General features: G+C 48.6%; 21 protein-coding genes and 1 pseudogene. 5 read left to right on the top strand and 17 right to left on the bottom strand.

Features of this window, described 5'->3' with window-relative positions:
* Positions 1-38 precede the first annotated feature (38 nt).
* A complete protein-coding gene (locus BM100_RS23955; protein WP_175494952.1) occupies positions 39-503 on the top strand; it encodes a hypothetical protein in 465 nt (154 codons plus the stop codon).
* Between the two features lie 56 nt (positions 504-559).
* Here the strand turns inward: BM100_RS23955 and BM100_RS12550 are convergent, their stop codons facing one another.
* From BM100_RS12550 to BM100_RS12480, 15 genes are all read right to left on the bottom strand, one after another.
* On the bottom strand, positions 560-1,075 hold the full coding sequence (locus BM100_RS12550) for a tail fiber assembly protein (protein ID WP_169924734.1): 516 nt from the start codon (positions 1,073-1,075) through the stop codon (positions 560-562).
* A 94-nt stretch (positions 1,076-1,169) separates the two neighbouring features.
* Complete coding sequence (locus tag BM100_RS12545; RefSeq protein ID WP_092511425.1) at positions 1,170-2,582, bottom strand: hypothetical protein; 1,413 nt, start codon at positions 2,580-2,582, stop codon at positions 1,170-1,172.
* Positions 2,582-3,031: a phage tail protein gene (locus BM100_RS23600; protein WP_244590671.1), complete on the bottom strand. Its 450-nt coding sequence runs from the start codon at positions 3,029-3,031 to the stop codon at positions 2,582-2,584. Before BM100_RS23600 ends, BM100_RS12545 begins: the two co-directional genes overlap by 1 nt.
* A gap of 639 nt (positions 3,032-3,670) precedes the next feature.
* Positions 3,671-5,023: a hypothetical protein gene (locus BM100_RS12535; protein ID WP_139216960.1), complete on the bottom strand. Its 1,353-nt coding sequence runs from the start codon at positions 5,021-5,023 to the stop codon at positions 3,671-3,673.
* A gap of 158 nt (positions 5,024-5,181) precedes the next feature.
* Positions 5,182-6,594 carry a baseplate J/gp47 family protein gene (locus BM100_RS12530; RefSeq protein ID WP_092511421.1) on the bottom strand — a complete coding sequence of 471 codons (1,413 nt, stop codon included), beginning with the start codon at positions 6,592-6,594 and terminating at the stop codon, positions 5,182-5,184.
* Entirely contained in the window at positions 6,591-6,947 is a 357-nt protein-coding gene (locus BM100_RS12525; protein WP_092511419.1) for a hypothetical protein, read from the bottom strand. Before BM100_RS12525 ends, BM100_RS12530 begins: the two co-directional genes overlap by 4 nt.
* A gap of 2 nt (positions 6,948-6,949) precedes the next feature.
* Positions 6,950-11,020, bottom strand: coding sequence for a hypothetical protein (locus BM100_RS12520; protein ID WP_092511417.1), 4,071 nt, complete (start codon positions 11,018-11,020; stop codon positions 6,950-6,952).
* Between the two features lie 71 nt (positions 11,021-11,091).
* A complete protein-coding gene (locus BM100_RS12515) occupies positions 11,092-11,925 on the bottom strand; it encodes a hypothetical protein (RefSeq protein ID WP_092511415.1) in 834 nt (277 codons plus the stop codon).
* Positions 11,926-11,936: 11 nt separating this feature from the next.
* Positions 11,937-12,656: a hypothetical protein gene (locus BM100_RS12510; protein WP_092511413.1), complete on the bottom strand. Its 720-nt coding sequence runs from the start codon at positions 12,654-12,656 to the stop codon at positions 11,937-11,939.
* 10 nt (positions 12,657-12,666) lie between these two features.
* Positions 12,667-13,221, bottom strand: coding sequence for a hypothetical protein (locus BM100_RS12505; protein ID WP_092511411.1), 555 nt, complete (start codon positions 13,219-13,221; stop codon positions 12,667-12,669).
* Between the two features lie 6 nt (positions 13,222-13,227).
* Positions 13,228-13,719 carry a baseplate protein gene (locus tag BM100_RS12500; protein WP_092511409.1) on the bottom strand — a complete coding sequence of 164 codons (492 nt, stop codon included), beginning with the start codon at positions 13,717-13,719 and terminating at the stop codon, positions 13,228-13,230.
* A gap of 12 nt (positions 13,720-13,731) precedes the next feature.
* Entirely contained in the window at positions 13,732-14,307 is a 576-nt protein-coding gene (locus BM100_RS12495; RefSeq protein ID WP_092511407.1) for a hypothetical protein, read from the bottom strand.
* Between the two features lie 45 nt (positions 14,308-14,352).
* Positions 14,353-15,078 (bottom strand): hypothetical protein, encoded by a 726-nt coding sequence (locus BM100_RS12490; protein WP_092511405.1) that lies wholly within the window; start codon positions 15,076-15,078, stop codon positions 14,353-14,355.
* 16 nt (positions 15,079-15,094) lie between these two features.
* On the bottom strand, positions 15,095-16,675 hold the full coding sequence (locus tag BM100_RS12485; protein ID WP_092511403.1) for a hypothetical protein: 1,581 nt from the start codon (positions 16,673-16,675) through the stop codon (positions 15,095-15,097).
* 49 nt (positions 16,676-16,724) lie between these two features.
* Entirely contained in the window at positions 16,725-18,530 is a 1,806-nt protein-coding gene (locus tag BM100_RS12480) for a capsid protein (protein ID WP_175494951.1), read from the bottom strand.
* 179 nt (positions 18,531-18,709) lie between these two features.
* Here BM100_RS12480 and BM100_RS12475 point away from each other — a divergent pair, with 179 nt between their 5' ends.
* The 4 genes and pseudogenes from BM100_RS12475 to BM100_RS12455 all read left to right on the top strand — a co-directional run bounded on the left by BM100_RS12475 (position 18,710) and on the right by BM100_RS12455 (position 24,770).
* Positions 18,710-19,108, top strand: a complete 399-nt coding sequence (locus tag BM100_RS12475) for a hypothetical protein (RefSeq protein ID WP_092511401.1) — start codon at positions 18,710-18,712, stop codon at positions 19,106-19,108.
* A gap of 789 nt (positions 19,109-19,897) precedes the next feature.
* Entirely contained in the window at positions 19,898-21,649 is a 1,752-nt protein-coding gene (locus BM100_RS12470; RefSeq protein ID WP_092511399.1) for a hypothetical protein, read from the top strand.
* Between the two features lie 183 nt (positions 21,650-21,832).
* Positions 21,833-23,168 (top strand): annotated as a pseudogene (locus BM100_RS12465) (IS3 family transposase).
* A gap of 834 nt (positions 23,169-24,002) precedes the next feature.
* Positions 24,003-24,770, top strand: a complete 768-nt coding sequence (locus BM100_RS12455; RefSeq protein ID WP_092511395.1) for a hypothetical protein — start codon at positions 24,003-24,005, stop codon at positions 24,768-24,770.
* Between the two features lie 61 nt (positions 24,771-24,831).
* On the opposite strand, the gene BM100_RS23065 is transcribed toward BM100_RS12455, so the two are convergent.
* Positions 24,832-25,017, bottom strand: coding sequence for a hypothetical protein (locus BM100_RS23065; RefSeq protein ID WP_092511393.1), 186 nt, complete (start codon positions 25,015-25,017; stop codon positions 24,832-24,834).
* Entirely contained in the window at positions 25,007-25,459 is a 453-nt protein-coding gene (locus tag BM100_RS12445; protein ID WP_092511391.1) for a DUF2570 domain-containing protein, read from the bottom strand. Before BM100_RS12445 ends, BM100_RS23065 begins: the two co-directional genes overlap by 11 nt.
* Positions 25,460-25,463 lie beyond the last annotated feature (4 nt).

Genomic DNA, 25,463 nt, shown 5'->3' with positions numbered 1-25,463 from the left:
TTGGTTTGGTGGAAGTGCGGGACAAGGCCAGGAATGCGGTGCCCAGCGGGCGCCGGGTCAACGGCAAACCATTAGCCGGGGACATCAGTCTGACCGCCGCCGATGTCGGCGCCTATAGCCGCGGGGAAACGTATAGCCGGGGTGAAATGGAGGGACGCATCGCTGAAGTGAAGGCCGTTGCCAGTCACACAATGGGGGGGATGCGAATATCTGCAATTCGGCGAAATGGAAATGGTGGCTTAGTTGCAATTGGAGGAACACCTGGCCCTTTTGGGTCGACGAGAGGCGGGACTAAAATTGATGATTCGGGTAGGTTGAAAGGTGAAGTTCTTCTTAATATCGTCACTCATACAACTAATAATGCTAGTAAAATCCAGCAGAGACATTATGCGGTAATACAATATCTGATGAATGGAGCTTGGGTCACTATTGCGGAAGATGATTTTATGACAAGCGACTTAAATACATCACATTATGAACGTGGGAGTAGTGGCCGACATTAAACCATACTTGATTTGACGCCACATACGGCGTCAATTATCAAAGATGAATATCGTTTTTATAGTGGTTGTTTCGGCCACGGGATATCAGGTGCAGATGATGTGTCTAGCGCCTCAACTGCATCCACATAATCCAGCCATTGGTTTAATCGCTGGCGTTCCTCTTCGGTAATCCGTCCCAGTAATAATTTTGAATGCAATGTTTGCATACGTTGTTGCCCGTCAGACATTAACTCCTGTTTGATGCGATTAGCTTCCAGTTGGGCTTCCTGCGCTAATTTTTGGGCGTCTTTTTTGACAACCTTGCCATTATCAACATGATATTGATTGATATACAATTCGCCTTCAAATTCTATTTCTATCACACTGGCATAGTAGGGACATAATCGTGACACATCATTTGATGTCCTGACTATGGTGCCATCCGTGTAATATTCCACTTTTAATGTGTCATCTCGGTATTTTTTCTGGCACTCATACCAATCCTGACCGTCATCGGAAATCAAATAAATGACGTTTTCACCAAATTTAGGATTTTCTGGTGTATATTCTTTGAAATTTTTTATATTAAGCATTGTCATATATTAATGATTATTGTTTTTAATAAATCATTGTTAATAAGATAGATTTAATGGTTTTATAAATTAATATCTGCCATCTGAATAGAATCTACCTAGGGGGATTAGATGCAGTATCTAAGTTGGTTATTTTATATTCATCGTCAGCGATATTAACCCATTGACCATTTATAAAATATTGTAACGAAGCGAATTGTTTTTGCGTCCAGACAACAGCATTATTACCTCGACTTCCATTATTATCATGATGATAGATATTCAGAAATATTTCACCTTTTAATCTGCCACTATCATTATAAGGCGCTATTACTTTGCCTTTGGCACCTCTCCACCAAAGATGGCCATTAACATACTCATTAATGGTAGACCTGTCTAAAGAGGTAAATCGACAATTAGATAACCTCATTCCGCTAATGCTATAAGACTTCGATGCGTTTTTAGCGTCATTAACCCGGGCATCGACTTCCCCGCGGCTGTAGGCGCCGACATCGGCGGCGGTCAGACTGATGTCCCCGGCTAATGGTTTGCCGTTGACCCGGCGCCCGCTGGGCACCGCATTCCTGGCCTTGTCCCGCACTTCCACCAAACCAAGGTTATTAATAAACGCATTCTTATCGGGAATATCCGCGCCATTCTTTGATTTTTCGAGGCGGTTATTGGCGTTATTGTTGGCGTTGTTGACCACGTTTCTGACGTCATTAACACGGCCATCGATTTCCCCCCTGTTATAGGTTTCGCCTTTGCTGTACGCGCCGACATCACCGGCAGTCAGGGCAATATCACCGGACAGCGGTTTACCATTGACTGTGCGGCCAGACGGAACACGCCCGTTGGCGTTGATATTGGCACTGTCAGCGATGTTTTTGGCATCGTTGACCAGTTTGCCTGTATTACCCAGCAACTCTTTTCTCAGTTGGTTGATTGCTTTTGAATTGGCGGCGATCCCCTCTTCGTCGCTGTTTGTTTTCTCACTTAATGTGATACCAACGGTTTGAGCAACGCGATGGGACGTATCAATCATGGCGTCTGTCACTGCCTTAGCATCCATCGGCACGTTAACGCGACACAATTCTAATTGGTTGTCAGATATGCCCTGAGAAACGTCGATAACGATGATATGAGCCGCTTTGATCGTGGAGGACGCATTCACTTGGTTGGTGGCCTTACCGAACTCGAAATTGGCTTCAAGCGCAATAATGCTGGTTTTACTGGCCGGAACCGGCACAAGGACATCTTTCACCTGTTGAATGGAAATCTGGTTTTTGCCGACGTTGATTGAGGCTGCGCCCTGCCCATCGTTCTCAGAGGATGAAGTAATCATCACCGACAGGCCAGTGCCCGCTTTGGCCTGAAAGCCGGTATAAATGCCCGCTCTCAAAATCCCTTTAAATTTCCGGTTTAAGGCACTGGACGTATAAGGCTCCAAATATTGCATATCGGCTAACAGTGGCAGGGATCCCCTGTCACTGGACAATACAGCCGCTTCGTTGATGACTTGGGACATTAGGCTACCTTCTGCTCGATGGTCATTAAGGCCGTAAATAATTTGCCTTTATGCAGCGTGTCCTGTTGGCAACACAGGACACCAAAAATATTACTTTTGTTATCCACCAGTGCCAGTGTATTGAAATCAAAGGCGGTATCATCGGGCAGATCGGCTTCAGGAATGGTTGCATTGATTGAAATGGTACTGCCGGAGACGGTACAAATCAGCGTGCATTCGGCGAATTTTTTCAACAAGTCCGTATTGGCAAAATCCAGCGGAATATCAGCAATGTCCCAGCCCCCGGTTGGGTTTGGGGTGACCAGGGTGGAAGTCCCAAACCAGCCTTTGGTTATCACGAATTGGCCGTTAACACCGATGGCGGATTCCGCGCGGCGGCTGTAATAATATTTCAATAACTGACCTTTATAGAGCTTTCCGTTGGAGACGGAGGCGAGAGCATCTGCCATAAAACAACCTAATTATGTGTATTTTATGGCAGTATATTTGAACTATAATTTATTACAGAAACCCTTAGGATTGATCAGAGATTCATGGTGTTTTATAACGTTGCTTCAGTGCCTCACCATACTCAAGGGCAATTGTGCTAATTGAGGCTAAATAATCGTTTTTATTAACCTCAACCTTAAAAACAACCCCCTTGTTCGCCAACTATTCCTAGTCGGATATTTTGGGTTATGTAGGGCACTAACGCTGGTTCAGTACCTACTACACTCAAGAGTAATTGTGTCAATTGAGGCTAAATAAATCGTTTTTATTAATCTCAACCTCAAAAACAACCCCCTTGTTCGCCAACTATTCCTAGTCGGATATTTTTGGTTATGTAAGGTACTAATGCTGGTTCAGTACCTACCACACTCAAGAGTAATTGTGTCAATTGAGGCTAAACAAATCGTTTGTATTAACCTCAACCTCAAAACAACCCCCTTGTTCGCCAGCTATTCCTAGTTAGATATTTTGGGTTAAGTAGGGAAGTGACGCTGGTTCAGTATCTGCCAAACCCAAGGGAAATTGTGTCAATTGAGTCTAAATAAATCGTTTTTATTAACCTCAACCATAAAAACAACCCCCTTGTTCGCCAACTATTCTTAGATAAATACTATTTTTACGATGTCTTTAAATGCGTGTAAACCGTCATGTGGAAGTTGTACCTCCATTGCGCCCGACGGGAATTCATAACTACTCATTTTCCCATCTGAATAACTCACCAGACAGCCTCGCTGTCCCGTCATTTCAAGCATAATCCGACCGGACTCCTCTCTCAGGCGGATGTCACCCATAAATACCGGGGGGGCAAGAACGTTGATATCCAGTGCCCACATATCTAATGGGACTTCATCCATGTTTAAGCGGGTGGTTTTTGTTTTGAATTCGGCCGGTGTCATACTGAATGAAAGTTCGGAGCCTGCCTGCACCTTTTTAACCTGGTCGTGTTTTTCCGGTATCGCACTGATGCTGACTTGTTCCGTTTTGCGGTCAAGGTAGACAGCCTCGCTGTGGGCTGCCAGTGGTACTTCATAAAGCACAAACTCCGGCATCACACAGTACGTAATTTTTTCTACCTGGGCGATTTTTTCCGCCGGAATAGGCAAACAGGCTTTTTCTGCCCAGGAGGGAAAGGAATAGCGTGTTGTCCCCTCCCCTGTTAATGACACCAGGCACCCGTAATGCCCTCCTGTCGTTATCCAGATTTGGTTATCAACGAGGATTAACCGGGGATCCGGTTGTGTGCCAAAAGGCACGGGAATAATCGGGGGCGTGTGGTGCAAGTCCAGCGCCCACGCATCCAGCGGCATTTCATCAAAACGATAAGCCGTTTGTTTCAGCGGGCGAATGATGGCACGGATGACCTGATTGGGCACGGCTAACTGCCGGGTGCTGCCTGACAATAGGTTCAGCGCATCCTGAAATTGAAAATTGGCATCAATGAGTACATGGAGTTGTTCGAGAATCAGTGATTCGGCTTCCTCGGTGATGGTGAAGTAAAAGAAAAAATGGAAGCCGTTAAACACGATTTCTAAGGGGATCAGGGGCGCGATGATTTGGTCGAATTGCCGTGTGAGCCGGCTGAACAACTTGGCCTGCTCTTTGTAGCCATACTGTTCATACAGCGTGTTGAGCGAGAGCTGGATAACACCGCGTGACGTCAGGAAAAATTCGCCATACTTGGATTGGGCGGCATCGGCCAGGTTCTTCGGGAGGAACACTGTCCCGTAGGGAAAATGCATCTGATCGACGGGCGCCCACAACGGTTCCCATTTGGCCGGCAGGTTGTTAAATTCCCGCCAGAAGGTGGAGGAGATGGGGCGTTCCGTGCCTTTAAAATGGATCTCATCCAGCCTCTGGGAGAGCAAGACCGGTTTGCTCTTCTCGTTTTCTGTCCGGATGATAAAAAATTTCCCCAGCTCTGCAACGCGCTTATCCAGATCTTCAGGGTGCATGGTAAAGATCGACTTCCGGTTGGAAATCCGTTCCAGCAAGGGCTCTACCGTGGCTTCCAAGACGGCTTGTAAGCTGTCCGTAAATTCACACCACAGCGTCGATTTTTGCTTTTCAGGTGTCAGCCTGTTCTTCAACCAATCCTTAATCATGTCCGGCCTTAATAAGAGATATCAAACACTGAATGTTCAGTATCGAGATAGATAAAATCGTTCAACTGGGTGGCTTCCGTCATACCGATGACCTCAATGTTGAATTCCACCAATACGCCCAGTGATTCAACGCACGCCCACAGGTTATTGACCCGTATCTGTTCAAAGTCACCGGTGCTGTTTGCATCAAAGGTACTGGCATCGCGTCCGAACTGGGTGGTTAAGCGTTCACGGAGTTGGTTTTTGGCGTCAGAGATAATGACGCTTTTACGGGCGATCCCCGTGAGCTTTATCGTAAACGGCAATTCGTGCGAATCGACATAAACGAATTTTTTGTTCAGCGCATTGGGGATGGATTCTAAGGCATCTAAAATTTCTTTTTTCAGCCATTCCTGAGTAGATTGCGGTTTATGGCCACAAATAAAAATCGCGTTAATGTTGTTCAGATCTTTAATGCCGGTGGCTTTTTCCTGTTGCTGCTCTCCCCAGATGTTCAGCCAGGAGGTGCCGACAATTTTTGACTTCAGGTAAAACTTATAATCCCCGCCCCAGACGACCTGATCGTCATACGCAATGTAGTATTGGGCACGGTTCCTGATTTCTTCCGTGGTTTCACTGCCGGCGCCGCCGGTGATCGGGGAGGTGGTCACAATGTCTAAGCGGTGGGTGAAGGGCGAAAAGGCATTTGACGGTATCAATTTTTGGCCTTCGACCAGGGTGATATCACCAGCACTGCACCAAACGTGAATATCAATGAGACTGCCCTCCGGGGGCTTTTTACCGATAGAGCCATCCCCAAAGCGAATGCCTAACTGCTCGGTCGGTTTGTAAAACAGCACATAGTTCTGGCTGGTGCCGGTGGCGAGACGAAATTGCGGGTTTTCTTCCCATAATTCTTCAACCCCGTCAATGGTGACATAGACGTCGATTTTGACGCATTCGGCGGTCAGGCTCTTCGGCAGGGTGACCGACATAAAATCCTCTTCCTGCTGAACGACTTTTGTGACGTTGACAATTTCCATTTGTTTGATGCTGATATCCTTTATCGTCTCCCCGGCGGGAATATCTAACACATCCAGGATCATGTAGGGGTATTGTTGTTCAGACAAGTAAGTTGAAAACGCCGGCAGCTGGATGCGCTCGGCGGTGTTATTGCGCACGGCGGCAAGACCGTGGCTGGGGGTAATTAACCGGCCGACATAGCCTTTATCTTCTGCAGCGGCCAGAATGGAGGAGCGTTTGGTGGCGGTTGAAATAAACCCTTCCGCCAAGGCGCGTTCGGCAAAGGTTTGGGCGTAGTAAATAACCTGGGCACCAAAAATCGCCATCATTTTGACAAATTGGCTGTTGGTAAAACGCGCCCACCAGCTATTTTTTTGCAGTGTTTCGTTAAATTTGTCGAGCAAGTCCTGGATTGTCATGAATCCCCCTTTTGAAGTCCAATGGTGACGGTGCCAGTTTGTATTTGAAAGGTGATGATGTACATGTCGATGGCCTCGCGGGCGGGGGCGCAACGTATCCCGGACAGGCTGATTTCGGCGATGTCAGCCCGTAATTTGGAAATCAAACGATTTTCAATAAAGACGGCCACCAGCTGATTGGTGGGCTCATGTTTGAATTCCACCAAGGGGTTACCCCACTCCGGCAACCCGTAGATACTGCCTACCGGTGTCCGCAGCCATTCCTCCAATCTTGCCGGCAAGGCTTCACTTTCCCCGGTCTTGAGGGTTAAGCCCCCGGCGTCTATACGTAACAAGCAGTCAATTTCATTCATCGTCAGCTATTCCTGTCTCTGAGCATTTCGGCGAGTGCCTCGTTGGCCGCCCCCAACGGGATATCGCTTCGCGGGGCGGGTTGTGCGGTGTGAGTGGTGGTATTGGGATCTTTTCCGTTGCTGTTGGCTTCTTTCTGAACGCCGATCAGTTTTTCGAGTGAGGCCGCTATTTTTTGCAGTTGGGTCAGCATGGCGCTGTCTGCGTTGCTGGACGATTTATCACGGGTCACCGGGGTTTTTGCCCCACTGGCGGCCAAATCTGTCACCGTGGGCAGGCGGCTTGGCAGGGTCATATTCACGGGCTGGCGAACCGTGTTGGCGACGGTATCCACCAGGCCATGCACACCGCTGTCAATTTTTTGGGAAAGCCTGCCCGTCAGGGGCGACATCGCCTTGATTGTGTCGTTATCCAAGCCCATTTTTCCCAGCATCCCGTCCAACATCCCACCGCTGGAAAAACCTTGGGTCAGGCTTTTAACGGTATCCCCCGCACTGGGTAAGACGATATCCGCCAGTGCCTGTGAAAAGCCGCCCGGCATGGGTTGGGGGGGCGTTGTCGGGGGCTGGATGATCCCCGTTGCCGGCGTAACGGGCAGGCTATTTTTAGGGTGTGTCGTAGCGGGCAATAAGGGGGGAGTTGACAGCCAATCAGCCATGTTGATCGGCTGGCGCAGGCTATCGGCCATGCCCCCTATCATGCCGTGGACGCCGCCGTCAATTTTTTGGGAAAGCGCGCCCGTGAGGGGCGACATCGCCTTGATCTTGTCGTTATCTAAGCCGATTTTCCCCAGCATCCCGTCCAGCATGCCGTTGCTGGAAACACCTTGGGTCAGGCTGGTGACCGTATCGCCGACACTGGGCAAGACAAGATCAGACAGCGCTTGTAACGTGTCTGAAAAGGAGGGCAAAAGCCCGCTTTCCATGGCCGCGGGTAGGGATTGTTGTGCTTTCTCCGCGGGGGGCGGGGAGGTGACCGGTATCGCCTGATTGACGTCATTGACAGAAACCACCGGTATCGCCGTTTTCTCTGTCGGCTCGGCGGTTCTCGCGTCATTGTCGGTACCTGTCGGCATGGCTGAGGGGGTTGATACCGACGGGCGTTCTTGAGGGCTTTGTGCCGATGCCAGGGGATCGTGAAGGTGGGATCCACGCCGTTTCGCTTTATTGGCTTGGGCGATCTGGTCGGCAGGCAGCATGGCTGTGTGTAACCCAGCGGGCAGCTCTTCCGCCCGGACATTCTCCGGCAGGGTCAGCCCGGCGTCCGGCCTGTTCAGGCGAATGCCGGCAACCTGGTTGCTCTCTAACTGCTTCGTGATTTTGTCGTCTGCGATGTGGCGGACGTTTTTGAGGCTGTGCCAAAAGCCGCTTTTATCCTCCCCGGGTGGTTTCACACTTTGGGCGCCCGATTCAGGCGTTATCCGGGTTTTTGCCGGTGTGCCGGCCTGTTCTGGCGAGCTGAACTGATCATGGGAGGTAATCGCCTGGAGCCCTTTTTCTGCCCGTGCGGTATTCACCTGTGCCAGCGTTTCCGGATTAAATTGGCCTACCCATGCCCGGGCGGATGCGTCGCGGGTACCGATAGCCTTTTTGATAAAGTCATCGGTCACCTGGGGATTGCCCCCCTCAATGGTTGAAATTGCCCTTATCATTTTGGTCATGGTGTCAGGGTCGGACAGGTTTAATTGCTGATCGGCCTGCACGCCTAATGCTTTGGATAAATTGGCAATGTAGGCGTCGGTGTTATTTTCGTTTTTAGGGGCATATCGCGTGATGATTGATTCAACGGTGTCGAGCTTTTGATAACCCACGGCTTTTGAGGTGCCATTCGCATAGGACGAAATCTGATTAGCCAGCGCCCGCATGCCTTCCTCTGGTGTCTCGAACTTAGCGAACCGTCGCTGACCTTGGGCGTTGGCGTCTTCAAGGCGCGCGCCCTTTTGTCCGACATAGGCCAGGTTGCCAAAATTATTGTTACGGAAATTACGGTTGTTGGCATTTTTGCCGCCAATGTTCAGGCCATCGCCAAGCTGATTGTGGGCGGGTGTCGTGGGGCTAAACGCCGTGGTGGGCACGGTTTTACCGTCTTGGCCGATTGCTGTGCCCAGCTGGGGCGCTTGGCTGGCTAATTTATTAATCGCCTGGGTGGTGTTGTCTGCGCCTTCAATGATGGCCTGAACCAGCTCAGCCATCTCTGACGGGCTTTGTGTGACCGATTTTTCCTCTGCTTTTTTCTTGTCGTCACCAAACGAGAATAAATTCAGCACATCAGTGACTTTTTTATCTAATCCTTTGGCAATGTCGCCGGCATCAAAGGTCAGCGCTTCCGATACCGTGTCCATCCCCAGCCATTTTGCGCCGTCTGCCAGTAAACCGGCAGAGCCGGACACCAGCCCGCCCAGGTCAGCTACATTGGCGAGGGCATACTCGGTTTGCTGGCGTGTGGTCACGCCTTGATCGTCGTTGAGGTTAAAGGTCTTGCGTTGGGCGTCGGTATCGGTAAAACCGTCATAGGCATCCCAGCCCACCCCGATGGCCGTCCCGACGATCGGCACGGCTTTCAATGCGGTTTTTCCCACGACTTTGCCCACGGTTTTGGCCGCACTTTTCCCTGCCCCGGCTTTGGCAGCCCCCGTTTCTATGGCTTTTTCTGTGCCTGTTGCGGCGGTTTTTTGGGTCGCCTTGTCACTGATTTTATCTTCGGCGCTGTCCAGGATGGCTTTTCCGGCCATGACGGTGCCCGCCGTGCCGGCAACGGCGGCTGTGGCTTTGGCGGCGCCCTTTCCGATGCTGTTGAGTTTATTTTTGTTTTTGGCCTTTGTTTTTTTCTTTTTCTTGTTGTCCCGGCCATCCACATCAATTTCAACTCCGCTGCCATGGTTGCCGCCGGTGCGGGATGGAGACAATAAGGATTTGAGCTTACCCAGCCCCAGTGCGGACAGGATAGCCGCCCCCAGTTTGCGCCCGATTTTTTTTCCGATGGATTTGATAGCCAGGGCGCTGAAGAGTGTCCCCAGCATGCCGTCGCCCTGCTTTCCGTGATTTTTATCCACCAATGCTTCAAGTAAACCAATGACCTTCTCGTCCTGAGTCTGCGCCCGTTTGGTCTGTTCCTTGATCGCCTTGGTCTGGTCATGCTGACCTTGTGTAGCAAAGGCGTTGGCGGATTTTGTCTGCTTTTCATGCCCGAGTGACGGGGCGGGAATGGGCGACCGGGTCACGGCCGGCTGTGTTGTGGCGGGCTGGATTGCCTTGCGCTGGCCTTTCACCCAGTCATGCAATGACACCACATTATTGACCGCGCTGGACGTGACATTCATCGCCTCTTTGCCCGCCTTCCAGAACGATCCACCCGCAGAGCCCACGACATCCAAGGCGCTCCCGTCCTTGGCCTCGGTCAGTGCCTTGCCTGATTGCCCGATCATCCCGCCGAGCTTATGCAAAAAACCGGCCTGCATTTTCACGGTGTCTTTGTTGTCCTGTTGCCGGGCTTGGCGGGCGTTAAGGGCGTCGCTTTTGTCTTTTGAGGCAAAACGGCCTGACGCCGTTCGCGGCTGTTCGGCGGGGCGTGTTGCGGTGGTCGGGGCAGTTTCATGGCTTGTTTTAATCTTATTGGCCGCTACGGCAGCCCGCGCTTTTTCCTTTCCGTTCAGCGCGTTTTTATTGTCCAGATAGGTTTTAAATGACACGGTATTGGACGGCGTGTCAGTGGCATTATTTTTGTGTGTTACTTGTGTGTCGTCTATTTGGCTGTCGTTCGCCTGCGGCGGGTTTTTTGTCGGTGTTTTGTCCGCCTCAACCAGTTTTAGCCCCAGGGCATTAAACGGTGTTTTGTTTGCGACGCTGCGTGATGGTCGGCGGATCATTACCCCCGCGTCACCCACATTGGCCTTGTCTTTTTCGCTGAACAGGTGACGGATATCCGTGCGGATATCGGCCAGGGCGGACAATTCCGCCTCACTGGCGTTTTCAATTGCCTCAATGATACGTGCCTGTTCTTGTCGCTTTACTGCTGTGTTGACCATGTTGTTATCACCATCACGTGTTTTTCTTGAACTTTTCTTCCAGCGATTCATTCATTTTGAACGCCCGCCATTCCGGCAGCCGGTCTATATCGCCGGTGGGTTGATTGCCGTAAAGTGCCAGGTTAGTTGTTAATACCAACCATCCACTGAGATCTAAAGTCTGGAAAGAAGTGGTGATTCCGAAAGGGGGTGTACAGCTGCGTAGCGTGGCTGGCCGTACCCTCCTTACCGGAATGGGGACAAGTATGCTGAGGTAATAACAGGTGGGCGGTGCCTCTTTCAATCTTCATCGCCAGCCCATGGGCAAGGCGGCGGTTCATGAGTTCAATACGGGCGATTAGCGGTGAAAACTCCGTATCCAGTGCCATCTGCTTGATCAGTTCGTAACGGTGCTGGGCGGCGCCCAGAAAGTCTTCCGGTTGTTCGGCCAAATGGGCTTGGTGGGCGAATTCCATGATCCGGAGATTAACCCGTTCATTGTGATAATCCGGGTGATCCTCGGGGGGCAGGTTATTGCGGGTGGTTTCGAGGTGTTCCATGGCTCGGCCGTCCAAGGGCTTCAGTACCCAGACTGTTGGCTCGCCGTTGACGGGAAGGGTGACGGTTTCAAAGGGCTCTACGGTCAAGACCCCGGCGGCCATATCCAGATCCCGGGCATCATAATCGTAGTAGTGTTCTTGTTGACAATGTGAACAGGCATAAGACACGGTGAGCGTGGTGTTGATTCTGGAATTACAAAAAATCCACCAGAGCGCCGTGCGGCGGTCTTGGGCTGTCCAAAGGGCGGCATCCTGCGGATTTTGGCCGTCCTGAATGTCATTCAGATAGCGGGTGGTCAGCACTTCTTCCTGCTCCGGATCTGTGCCGCTGTAAGACATCGCATCGGACACGTTGGGCATGCGAAAACGGATGTCGACATCCGGCTGGGAGGGCAGGGGAAAATCAGGAATTTGCATACATAAGCTCGTTAAAATTTAATCACATCGCCGGCACTGAGCTTCCCAGGTACCGACGTGCGCAAGGCACCGCCCATGACGGTAGCGAGGCCATTGTCTGTGGATGACGTTTTAATAAAGGTCAGCGGATAGGACAGGAATTCGGTCACCTGATCACGGGCGCGGGTTGTCTCACCGCGGGACAGGGGAAAGACGTCAAATTCGCTCTCCAGTTCGATACCGCCGCTTTGCATCACGCGATAGAGACGTATCCCCATGGCATAGTCCGCCGGCAGATTAACGGTGCCATCCCCGTTGGTGACACGATTAGCCCGCTCGTCAAACCAGCGGGCAATTACCCCGTCTTCCGCGTCTCGGACGGTGACCGTGATTGTCCCCGCTGCCCGGTGGGTGGGTTTGTTGAACACGACGGCACCAATCTGTTTTGCCTCGGTTTCTATCGTGACGGAATCGTACGTGATGTCTTTCGCGAACATATCCAACCCATTCAGCCCGTCGGCTTCAATCGCCCATTGCCACCCTTGCGCATAGCGAATGCGCAGGGCAGCGTGGGCGATGGATTTCGCCTGGCGAAACTCATCATTGATGCCTCTCACGCCGCCGGTGCTGCCGGCAAGCACGGAGGCTGAGCGCTCCAAGATCTTACTGATAAATTGATTGCCGACGGCCTTACCAAAGCTGGACAGGCTGTTGTAGCCCAGCGATTTGCCGATGCCACTGAAGATCCCCATGATTTTCTCCTTACGGCATTAAACTGGCGCCGGTGATAATGGCGCGGTTAGCCGACATTTTGTCTTCCAGATCGACCTTGCGTTGATACAGGGTGGCTTCATCGGGCAGGTGACTGACATCCAGCTTGCCGGATACCGACACCCGGCGCTTACGCTCCGTGTTTTGGATATCAATCAGGCAAGCGAGATAATTTTCCAGTACCCCACAGAGACTGGGGGGGATCACCCAATGAGCTAAATCACAATCCCGCATATTGGCGAGATACACCAATGTCAGCGGATAACGTTCATCGCCCATTAACTCGAGTTGTAATGCGCCTTCATAAGGCTCTGCGAACACAAGGGCGCTGCGCTTATCAATGACATGGACTAATTCAAGGTAATCCTCCGGGTAGGGCAGGGTTACCCCTGCCATTTTTTCGATATGGATCCGTTTAATGAGTCCCGCGCGATCTTGGTATTCGGTCAGTGCCTTAATCAGCATCCCTTGCAGGGTGTCCTCTTCCACGACCAGCAGTGGCCGGAATTGCGTTTTAACTGACGCTAAGAGTTGCCTCGGTGTCATGGGGGATTATTCCTGCCAGTTGTACACCGCGCGCATGGACGGGCGCACAACGGCGGTGACATCTTCAGACGCCAGGTCAACAGCGTCACAATACAATTTCACCATTTCATAGGATCGGACAGGGTTACCCCATTCGCCATCCTTGGACTCACTGGCCAGGTAAATATCGATGTCGATATAGGCTTTTTCCAACACCCATTCTTTGACCGCGGCCAACACCACGCCGTCGATGGTTTCCGCACACTGAAACTGAAATTCGCCCTGGTTTCTGAAGACACCGTGCTGGTTGATTTTGACGCCGGACGGCGCGTAATCTTCCACGTCTTCACGGGTAAACTCCCCGAGCTGCGTCGTGCGGATCAAAATGGAAAGATGCTCATACCCCTTGATGACCATCCAATAATCGGCACCGATGAGACGTTCCCCCGCAGCCTTGGATTGGTTAAACCGTTTTTTCAAAAACGCCTTATTGGCTTTACTGTTACTGAAACCTGCCATTGATTCACTCCATTAAATAAACATGTAAGGGATTTCGGATCTGTTTTGCACCTGCATGCCGGACAGCGAGAGCGTCACGGTATTGTGGGTGTAATACCCGTCCGCTGTTTTCGGCGCATCCAGCTCGAAGCTCACTTCCTGGATCACCACATCCGTGAGTTTCAGACGGCGACCGATATCGATAACGACCGGCTCCGGGCGCCTGCCGCCGGGCATGACAACACCCAGCTCCGGTGAGGCCATCTGCAACAACGTCATGATGGCGGACTGCACTTCGACCCGGGCATCCTGCTTGGCCATAAAATGCAAGGGCAGGGTGATTTGCGGCGGTTTTTGCCCTTGCCACACCATGAGGGAGTTAATCCGGGTCACCGACGTACTGTCGGTCATCACCTGTGCACCATTGGCAATCGTCGATATCCCCGCCATCGACCCAATGGAATCATTCTCAAAGGGCGATTCCCACAGCGATTGCAGCGTCGCCATGGCACCGTCGCCGATATACCCCACCACCATGGACTCCGCGTTGGTGATATACGCCTTGAGATAGGGGCTGATACCATCCGGCATGACTGCACCACAAATCATGACATTCCCCTTATGCCGCCCACGATGGCGCGGGCGGCGTTGTTGTTACAAACCGTGCTTTTTACGGACAAGATTGGATTTCTTACGGGCTGTCTTGGCCGACGCGGTTTGCGCTTTCATGCGCGCTTTTTTCAGGGCGCTTTTTTGGGCGGCACTGAGGCGGCGCGGGCGCGGTTGCTTGCGGATCAACTTCACCACCCCATTGCGTACCACTTTGATGCTGGCTTCCATCATTGCCCCGTCGTCATCACCGGTGACCGCGAATTCCGCAATGGCGTCGTCCTCGTCATCGGGCGAGACGTCAATGGCAGACAACACCGCATCAGCCGCATCGTCATCCGCGTTGTCGATCATGGCGGTGACATCACGTTGGCTGGCGCCCATGGCCACCGCGGCATCGGCCATCAGCCCTAACCACAGGTTGTAATCGTCGATTTGCGCGTCGGTGAAATCGTCGTCGCTGTCCGGCGGGATATCCGCCAGTCCCAGGGCGAACTCATCAAAGGCATCGAAGGTGCCTTCGCCGTTTTGCGCCCAGTCAATCACCGCCGCGGCGGCAATGCCCCGGGCATCCTGCCCTGCTTTTTTGTAGACGGCTTCCAGCAGCATCGCTTCAGACAGGGAAGGATTTTCGTCAGAGGGCGGTGACGGCATTTCCCCGGTAACCTTGGCCTGGTTGGATTCCAGCATCGCCATTTGGCCGACGGGGGTCGCGTATGCGCTTAACTGAGATGATTGCAGCGCGCCGCGTGTGAATAGACCTTTACTCATTTTTTTTACCTACTGATTATGGAATTAACACCGGTTCAGCAACGATCCGGCGTGATACCCCGGTCGGGCAAACGGCGTATTTGACGTGCCACATATCAAATGCATCTTGTGTGACGGTGACCACGTAGGGCGCGCTGCCGTCTTCCTGATTGCGGGGGGCAACCAGCGCCTCTGACGCCACAAAACGATCTAGCAGTCGCGGAATTTCCCGTTCTAGGCCACGGCGGGTCACGCCATCCGGCTCATTTTTGAGGGCGTTGCCCACCTCATAAACCAGACGGGCAATCGCATTCAACGTGCTGTTGACATGCTGATACCGGAGGTAGTTTTTCTTGGCGTAGGTGGTTACGGCATCGTCAATCATGACGGAGCCATCAGAGGCAAACCCCACGGTGTTGATGCCCTGATTGGCGTAGCGGTTGCGGTCTATCTCCGCGGCCGCAGGTAACGGTTTGATTTTTTTACGCAGGAGAATGCCGCGTGACTGGCCAGCCGGGGATAGGTGATAACCGCCGACATCCGCCACCATGGCGACCCCTTTCGCCTTCGCGGTAAAGGCATCCCCCGATAAACCATACACCACCTGGGCACCGGAAAAATCATCACGACAGCTATAGGGGAAGTGGTAACGGCAAATATGGGCATAGCTGCCAAATCCCTGATCACTGGCCTCCTTGATGGCCTGCGCCGGCATCAGGTTCGGCGGGAGATCACAGAACATGTCAACCCGCACGTCATTGGCCAATTTCGCCAATTCAGATAAGGCCGTGGCGTCATAGCAGCCCAACGAGAGAATGGCGGTGTAATTCACCATGGCAGCGCCGAGTACCTTGATGGCATCCAAATACGCGTCGCTGCCAATGGGTTGAGTGATATCCCCGTCAGATCCCCCGATAAACGGCTGATCTTCAAAGCCCGGATACGACGGCGGCAGGGCGTCTTCGCCAAAGCCCATAATGGCACGGAGGCGATGGGTGTTGTTTTCCAGTGCAATCGGCAGGTACGCCGGATTGCCCATGTCATCCACCGCATCCGGCTGTAATGACACCGGGATGCTGTCCAACGTCACTTTATTCCCTAAATCATCGACTTGTTTTAGGGTCAGGGTATACATGCCTTCCGCGTCGGGATGCTTTGTCATGGATAACGTGCGGTTGGCGGAGGCGTCCCCGTCATCCACGTAGATAGAAAAATAGGCACCGCCCACCCCCATCGGCTCCCGCCTGACCGGATCGGAGCTGGCAAAGAGTGCCGGCTGTTCAAAGTTATTGTTGGCTTTCATCAAGCTTAACATCGGGATCCGCATGCCCTTGGGCGCGACGCGCACCACATACCCATTGCCGCCTTGCAAGGCTTGGTTGACATGCCGGTAGGATTCGAAATGGACGCTGGAATGCGGGTGAATGGGATCCCCCAAGACTTTTTGCAATGTCGCGGGGGTCACCAGCTGCACGGTGTTGGGTTTGCCGCGCTTTGTCACCACCACCCCGGCAAACACCGAGGCGCCCCCGGTGGCGTGGGTAAACGTGGCATCCGCATTGGGCGGCATAATCGCCACGCCGGCGGCCTGACTGATAGCGAAAGGAATTTTATTCATGTGTGAAGATCCCTGACGACGCCTCATCTGGCGTCGTCATCAATGAAATTTAATCAGTGGTTTTTTTGTTTCGTTTTTTTTCGCTCTCTGATTCTGACGAACCCGGCTCGGTTTGTTCTTCTTGTGCCGCGGCGATGCGGGACGTTTTACCCTCCGCAATGAGCTTGCCGGTGAGCATGTCGATAGCCCCGATCTTGGTGTTGGTCAGCGTGAGTTTGGTGAAATACTTTTCACCGTTTCGGGGGTGAACTTCATTCACGGCAGAGCCCCACAAGGTGGTGCGGTTGATAAGCGAGGTAGTGGTCGGATGCACGAACGGAATGGCCGGCACGGCATCCCCGGCAATTAAACCGGCATCGCCGATATTGTCGCCCCGGCCGTAGAAGAAAATGTCGTTTGGTGAGAACTGACAACCTTCCTGGGACAATTGATGACAGACCGCCTCCGGGACTTCAAAAATACGGTATACCCCAAATAACGTACCGATAAATTGAATGCGCGGCGATTGGACATAGCCTTCAGACGGTTTAAAGTACGTTTCCGGCATGGATTTAATGAAGTTGGCCGCCGCACCGCCCGCAAACCCGCCACGGATACCCGTTTTTTTCGTCCGGTTCGTCATTTTGGTGGATTCGTTGGTGATGGCGGATTTCAACAGGGCAACGTAAGAATCCCATTGCTGGGTTGTTGGCAAGGCAATATCGAATTCACTGCCGTGAATGGTATGGAAGACAATCTTACGCAAGCGCATCATGTCAATTTCATGGGACAACCAGCTGCGCACGGAGGAGAACTGCAAGGAAGCCAAATCCAGACCAAATTCACGTCTAGCATCCATCAGTGATTGGATCGTGTGCTCTGCGGCCAACACATATTGAGAGGGCACCACTTCCCATTTACGCATCCCGTGGTTAATCAATGAAATTAACTCGGCTTTTTTCTCAATATCGATTTCAACTGTAACAGCTAACTCTGTGCCTTTTGCTGGCGGTTTTCCGCCATTGAAATCGACGGTGATTTTCCCTTTGGAATAATCAATGGTGCCGGTGGCGGAGTAAGTGGCACCAGAATGATCCTGATTATCAAAGTAAACCTTGCCTGATTTGTTATCACGGTCAGAGCGTTTGCGGTTGATCATCAATACGGTACGGCCGGCACGAATAGGCATCGTCTGGCCTTCTTGCGTTTGGGCAATATCAAATTCGAATGATCTTTTGCTGCCGTCCGGTTGCTGTGATCCCGGGAAGATATAGGTGCGGCTCATTTGTGAGTAAACACCGGCAGATTGCATATTCAGCTCATCACCGATGTTATAGGAGCCAAATTTAGAACCGGCGACGTTGAACACTTCATAGATATATGACTCGTCGCGTTCGCAGGGCACGAATGTACAGGCATCACCCGTGGTTGCGCCTAATGCTGTCGGCAAAATCAGGGCGGCAAAAAGTGCTTGGCGCATTACGCCTTCACTGGTGGACATATCCGCTTTGACACTTTCGAACATCGCGGCACCGACACCCTCATGTTTTTCTGCCGCGGCTTCTAAGATCAAACGTTCACAGGCCTGGTGGCAGTTGGCCAGCATCTCAGATGACGGGTAATGGCCGTTGCGGTCGCTGTATTCCGCCAGACTGTCCGCCCAGGCGCTGGCGACCTGTCCGACATATTCCGCGTTCATGCCGTCAAACATCGGCACTGTTTTAGCTGCTTCTAAAATACTGTCATAGCGCTCCTGTGGATCGTCGATAAACGCCCCATCCCGAAATTGGGCATGGGCTGCAAAGGAAAGGACTTGTGCAGCGCGCTCGTTTACGTCTTTCTGACGTTCTTTGAATTCTTTAATGTTAGTACTCACCGTAATGTCCCTGTTCAGAGTGCGAAGATACGGGAGTTAGCTTTTCGACGTGTTTAGAATAGGTTAACTACAATTTCCAATCATCATGATAACGCCGGGTGTTGGGTGTTTTTTATAAAAAAATCAGTTAGAATTTAATGTCATTAATTCAATTTACGCATGAGCAAAACAGGGACATTATGAGTTATCGCGCTTACCTGACCTATGAAAACGGCCGCCAAAGTCATTTATGTTTTACCCGCGACAGAAAGGTTGTCCATCAACACATGGAATCCCTCTTGGGTGATGCGGATTTACGCGAGACAGCAAAAGACATGGTGCTGGAATACCGGAATAAGCCTGTGTTCGTCTCAAATATGCGTGAAGTGGGCATGAATACCATGGCGGCGATCCCTTGGCCGAAGTTAGGTAAGAAGCGCACCTTGAAAAACCCGAAAATTGCCTCCCTGTCGATGCCAACCCAGATGTATGAGTTTTTACGGGAAGTGGGGGGAGGGTGTGCCAGTAAGGGCATTCAGGCAATGTGCCTGGAAAAGATGGGGGATAACGCCCCGATGGATGAGATGTTTTTCATTTAGTGCAGCAGTCCGCATCATACGCTGAAATATAAAATAGCCCCATTAAAAGGGGGTTATTTTATATCTGAATATATATAACTTCTCTCTCTACTTTCCTAAATAAGATTACTAATTAAATATTAGAAGATTACTATTATTATCTATGCTAACTAGATATAGTTAAAAATAGCTAAAAAATTGTAAATTCTGGAGGGTTTAATATTTTTATGAATATTTAACAGTGTTCATAATTTAGTGATGTTTAAACAATGTTCATTCCAAAATCAACCCATTTTTAGAGTAGAGTTATTGCTGGATTAGCAATTCTGCGTGAATTTAATTCTGAGCTACAGATATGGTGGATGTCATGTATTTTGACATATTATTATTTTTAGTGCCGATTTGTAACATAGATCATACAAGGCACTTTAATGTTAAGTAAGAAACAAAACATATAATATGTCTGTGTCGGAAATGATAGCTATTAAATTTTATGAATTAACTTGTTTAAGTTAGAAATTTAAAAAAAAACATAAAAAAGTTATTTATCTGTCTTTATATAATTCAAAATTTAATTTTGGCACTATTTTTATTTTTTATAAGGAACATATTATGAGTCTTTTACCTAACAATTATTATCCTATTGATGTATCTATTCCGGATGGTAATAGTAATTTAATCCATTTTGAAGGTAATGTTACTTCAATGACATCAAAGGGAAAGTAAAGCTTTAGCAAATGAATTCTCTACATTGAACGAAGCAGTTACTGCTTTGAAGAAACTATGAATACAAGGAATAATGTTAATACTATGAACAAATTAAGTAATGTGAATGTACAGGCTAATAATGAAATGATAACCAGTAGTGGTATTGAAGATGCTGCTTTAGTATCTATTAAATCTTTTGCTGAGGGAGGTGTAGTTAACTCTGATCGGGATTTATTCCAGAAGGACGGAGGTACTATTTATAAGTATATAGGTACTGTTCCTTATCTAGTACAACCTGATAGCACCCCTGTGGGTGATAAGGATTGGATGCCTTATAGTATAAGTACAATAGCTTTTAGTGCTGTAGAGGATATGAGAAATTATAACGGCAACTTAATTGAAGGTACTGTTGTAGTGCTACGAAACTGGCATCGTGATTTAGAAGGTGGCGGTGGCTTATTTAAAGTAGTTACAGGTAATTTTAAAGATGATGGAGGGGTTACATTAATATCTAATTCTGGTGTTATATTCCTTCGTATAGGGGTAGCTAACCCATTACCCGCTGAGTACTTTGGTGTAGTTCCTAAATTTAAAGGGGATATTCACGCCATGTTGACTAATGCTATTGATTATGGCGGGGATGTTAAGATTCCTAGAGGATACTTTAAATCTTCTGGCACATTCTGTAGACACAAAGGCCAACGAATATCTGGTACAGGTGTATTCGAAAAAAGTTTTCTGACTGAGACTAAGAAAACTTGGGGTATTATAACTACTATTGAATTTACAGAGGATGTAGATGGTTTTGATACTACTCAGAATATTGCATTAGGGGGCGGGTATGACCATCTAGCTTTAATTGCTCCACCTAACAGTACTAAAGTAGGTGTAAAAGATGGGTTGTTGCATAAAAGTGGGAACTCTCAAAGTATTGGTGCATATAATGAGTTCCTATATATCAAAGGATTTAGTACTGGATACCAATTAGCAGGATGGTGCTGGGAGGTTAATAACTTCCGAGTGCATACAGAGCTTAGTAGGGAGTGGGGAATACATATAGCTGGCTCTGCTAACGTAGTTCATCTTAATAGTTGTTCTGCTGTTACAGGAGCTAATATAGCAGGCGGCACTGAGAAGAATAAGCGGACTGGATTACGTATAGATGCAGGGAAGTGCGTAGTTATCACGAACTTCCATAATGAGAATAACCGTAAGGGTATGCAGTTTAACGGAGGGTACGTTACTATAAACGGATACTACAGTGAAGGCGCTAGGGATATGGATATTGAAGTTACTTATGCCTTGGATGAGCATGGGAAACCTGTTCCTAATGAAGGTTCATTGACGATTAATGATGGGGTGTTCTTGCATCAACTACAAGGTAGATCAGTGGCTATTATGGCTGTAAGGAAGGATTACACAGATAAGGCTTTTATAGATATTAAGCGTCCCCTTATTAAAGCTAATAATGGTAATGTTCTGGATTGTTTGTTAGATATTGGCAATATAAATGCTACTGTTAGGATGACCGACATTAAAAATGAAGGTACTTTTGTTAGAACTTATAATCGTTGGCATGGTAAAGGTGCTCCGAATGAGATGTCCTTTGTGGATTTACCTAGGTATAGGATTATGCGTGCTTACGGAAGGTCTCCCGAGTTAGCTGTAGTAGTAGGGGAAACCAGTTCTTCTGTAGCTCCTCCAGTGGATTTAGGGTTGCAGATGGAGGACGGCACTAAGATTGCTATAGTTACTGAGGGTAGTAGGGTTTGGAACTACCATCCTGCCAGTGGCATAGCTGGTTGGGACTTTACTAATGCTGGTGTTTGGGTTCCATTTAAGTTTAATTACTAAGTTCTCTCCAGTTTAATATTTTAATAATTTAACAGCTTAGTATCTAACTTATGCATAGCGGGTTCCCCAGTGAAAAGTTTCTTTTTTGGTCAAAAGATCTGATCACCGAACCCGCTTTTAGTTCCTTTCTTTTTTTATTCTGCTTATCCCGAGCTCAGGTTAACTACGCTGATAGAGAAAAAAATGACACGTATTTCACCTGAACGTAAATCTGCCGCATTGGCTAAATTGCTACCACCGTACAACATGACTGTAACCGCAGTTGCACAAATGGAAGGCATCTCGGAGGCCACCTTGTATAATTGGCGTAATCAGGCAAAAGCAGAAGGAAAACCCGTGCCCGGTGCAGATAAAATTCCTCAACAATGGTCCGCAGAAGCCCGGCTGGCTGTCATTATTGAAACGGCCACACTCAATGCGATCGAATTAGCTGAATATTGCCGTAAGATAGGACTCTATCCTGAGTAAATTCAGCAATGGAAACAGGCGTTCTTACAAGTGCCTGCCCGTGACGATAAGGCGGCATTAAAACGGAGTCAGGAAGAAAACAAACGAGGATCGTCAGGTGATTAAGGGTGCGGTGCGCAAAGCGGTCGATGCCGGAGCCCGGTTGAGGGTGGCGCTCAACGAGATCCCGTTGAGGCAGCGCACTTGGCGGCGCTGGCAAACGCATCAGGAAGATCGGCGGCCACTGGCTGTCCGGACTGCGCCGGAAAACCGATTAACCTCAGAAGAAGAACAACAGATATTAGCCGTGTGCCACCAACCGGAATATGCCAGTTTACCCCCTTCCCAAATCGTGCCACGATTAGCCGATAACGGTGTCTATCTGGCGAGTGAATCCACCTTTTATCGGGTATTACGACGTCATGGTGAGGTTCATCACCGGAAGCGGACGGCACACAAGAGAGGCAAACCGACCACATGGACAGCCACCGCCCCCAATCAGCTTTGGGCATGGGATATCACGTGGCTCCCGTCAACAGTCAAAGGCTGCTGGTTTTATCTGTATATGATACTCGATATTTTCAGCCGGAAAATCGTGGGTTATGAAGTCCATGAAGCCGAGAAGGGGGAGCTAGCGGCGGAACTGGTTCAGCGCACGGTCTGGAAGGAAAAATGCGGGCATAAACCCCTGGTATTGCATGCTGACAATGGGGCGGCGATGACATCTCAAACTCTGCAGGTCAAACTTCAGTAACTGGCTATTACCCCCTCACACAACCGCCCACGGGTCAGCAATGACAATGCCTATGCGAAATCGTTGTTCCGGACGCTGAAATATGTGCCGACGTGGCCGGAAGAAGGGTTCAGTGATCTGACCCAAGCGCGTATCTGGGGGAATAATTTTACCGGCTGGTATAACGAAGTATACCGTCATAGTGGGATAAATTATGTGACACCGGGCCAACGGCACAGAGGCGAAGGCAAAATGATTTTAAAACAGCGGGATGCCGTTTATCGTCAAGCTAAGCTCACACGTCCGGAACGCTGGTCGCGCAGCACAAGAAACTGGTAATGGATAGGCACAGTGGCCTTGAATCCTGAGCGAGAAAATCAGGCCGCTTAAATTCACTAATGGTGCCAACTATGTTGACAATTACCGCACTGCGCATGAGCTAACAAGGTCTTAAATTGTTCGATAGCACGGTAACTTTCCTTTTGTTGCTGCTTAATTTCGTTTTCTAAGCGTTTCTGTGATGCTTCTAATGCGATTAACCGATTATCGCGCTCTGCAATATCACTGTAACGCTCCCCTAGATGAGATGTTTTACCCTTGATGTAATCCATTGAGAACGGTTGAAAGCAATAAAATAGTGACTTTATCACGTAATCAGTGATATGAATAAAGGTGATTACGTGATCAATGACGTAAATGGGTTTAAAATATGCAAAGCCAGTATATTAGACAGACTTTGATTTAGAAATAGAGATGATACCCTGAAAAAATTCGCATCTACGATGCGAAAATAAATTTGTTTAACTGATATTATAGGAATGTTATGTGTTTAAAAAACAGAAAAAGATGTTTTTGTAGGGTGTTTTTATTAAGTAAATATATAATTCTGCGTGATTAAACTTATTTAAAACAATATGTTGGTCTTGTTATTTATAAATCTACAAGATGTTTATTCTTTGTTTATTGATTTTTTTTTCATGAAAACTATTCTTTTTATAATACAAAAATCTTAGATTAAACCTAATCCCATATCATAAATATGATTCCATAAAGATAATTCAGGCTCAAAATAATCCATATAGATTAATAGATTTTAATCTTACGCCAATAAGTAATGAAAATGTTCTTTTTTTTAATAGTTGCGCTAATGTGTTTTTTATATAGGTGAATGTTATGAATAGAAATATCCCCACTAACAATCAAATTATTCTTTGGCAAAATCCCCAAATTCCAGAGATACTAATTCCTCGTATTGAATTATGTGATATGCCATTGCCAGGACTATCACGATACGATTATTTAGATACTTATCATGAGAAATTCGATAGTTCTAAAATGAAAGTTATCCCTCGAAAAACTTTAAAAAATTATATGGAATTAAGCCAGCTAACTAGCTATAAAACCGCTATAAAATTAATATCGGCAATTAATCAGGCAACATCAGATGCTGGTGTAATGAGTGTATTAACTGATAAGCAAAAAGATATGACGTCCCCTCCTTATTGCAGCTTCCCAAGTGCAAATGCTGCAGCATCACTTGTGTCTGCAATTATAGCCGCTATTACGAAAAGTACTGGATTAATGTGTGAGTGGATAGATAAAAATGGTACCGAAAAGACGAGAGAAATATGCAATGAAATAGCAGCATGTGCCGTTGGATGTACAGGATTTTTCCTCGCGGTGTTTACATTTGTAATTATTAGATACCGTAGATTGAGAGCGCATGAGATTACTTTTTTAACGAATTGCCTTAATTATATTGAGGCTAAGAACGGTAGTCCTGATCAACGTAATCAAAACCGTACAATAGCTTTTTATGCTAGCCTAATTGATGCAGAGATAGCAGATAAAGCAGAGAATGAATGTGAGGATCCACTACGCGTTTACGTCCCAAAATCAGAAGAATATGAAAGCCGTATTCTTAAAATTTATCAAAATTAATTTATTATATTTTTAACTAGTATAAATAATTGGCCACAATTTAGAGGCCACAATGAAAAAATTATAATTTTGCGTTTAAGTCATTTACCCTCTGATTCTTGTCATTACATTCTGATAAAGATTGTCTGACTTTTTCTTTATAGAGCACGTTATCTCCCCAATGGGTGGCGTTATCTTCTGGAAGAAGGCACATCACCGCTTTTATTGCAGGCGGGCGTTTAGCTTCCACCCGCTTCTCAACCACCATAACGCCGGTTGAATTCGGCGGTGCGTTGGTGCTGCAACCGGATAATGCCATCAGGCATACGCTGATCAGCACACTGCGCATTCGCCAGCCCGGTTTTAAATTGTTCAATAGCACGGTCGCTTTCCTTCTGTTGCTGCTTAATTTCGTTCTCTAAGCGTTTCTGTGATGCGTCTAATGCGATTAGCCGGCTATCGCGCTCTGCAATATCACTGTTTAAGCGATGTATGTTCTCATGTTGAGTGCCTATCGCTGTTTTTAGACTGTTATTTTCATTGCTTAACACCGAATTGGCCTGATTTATCGCTGTCACGTGTGCTGTGAGGTTTTTATAGTGGTGATGCGCCAACAGGCCACCAAGACTCACAGCGCCGATGACTATGCCAATGCCGGCGAATTTCAGTGATTTTCCGATAGGCAATGCCGTCATTCCACCCAGTAACATAATG

Origin of the sequence: Xenorhabdus mauleonii (assembly GCF_900113945.1) — a bacterium.
Classification (GTDB): domain Bacteria; phylum Pseudomonadota; class Gammaproteobacteria; order Enterobacterales; family Enterobacteriaceae; genus Xenorhabdus; species Xenorhabdus mauleonii.
This window is presented reverse-complemented; position numbering and strand designations above follow the sequence as displayed.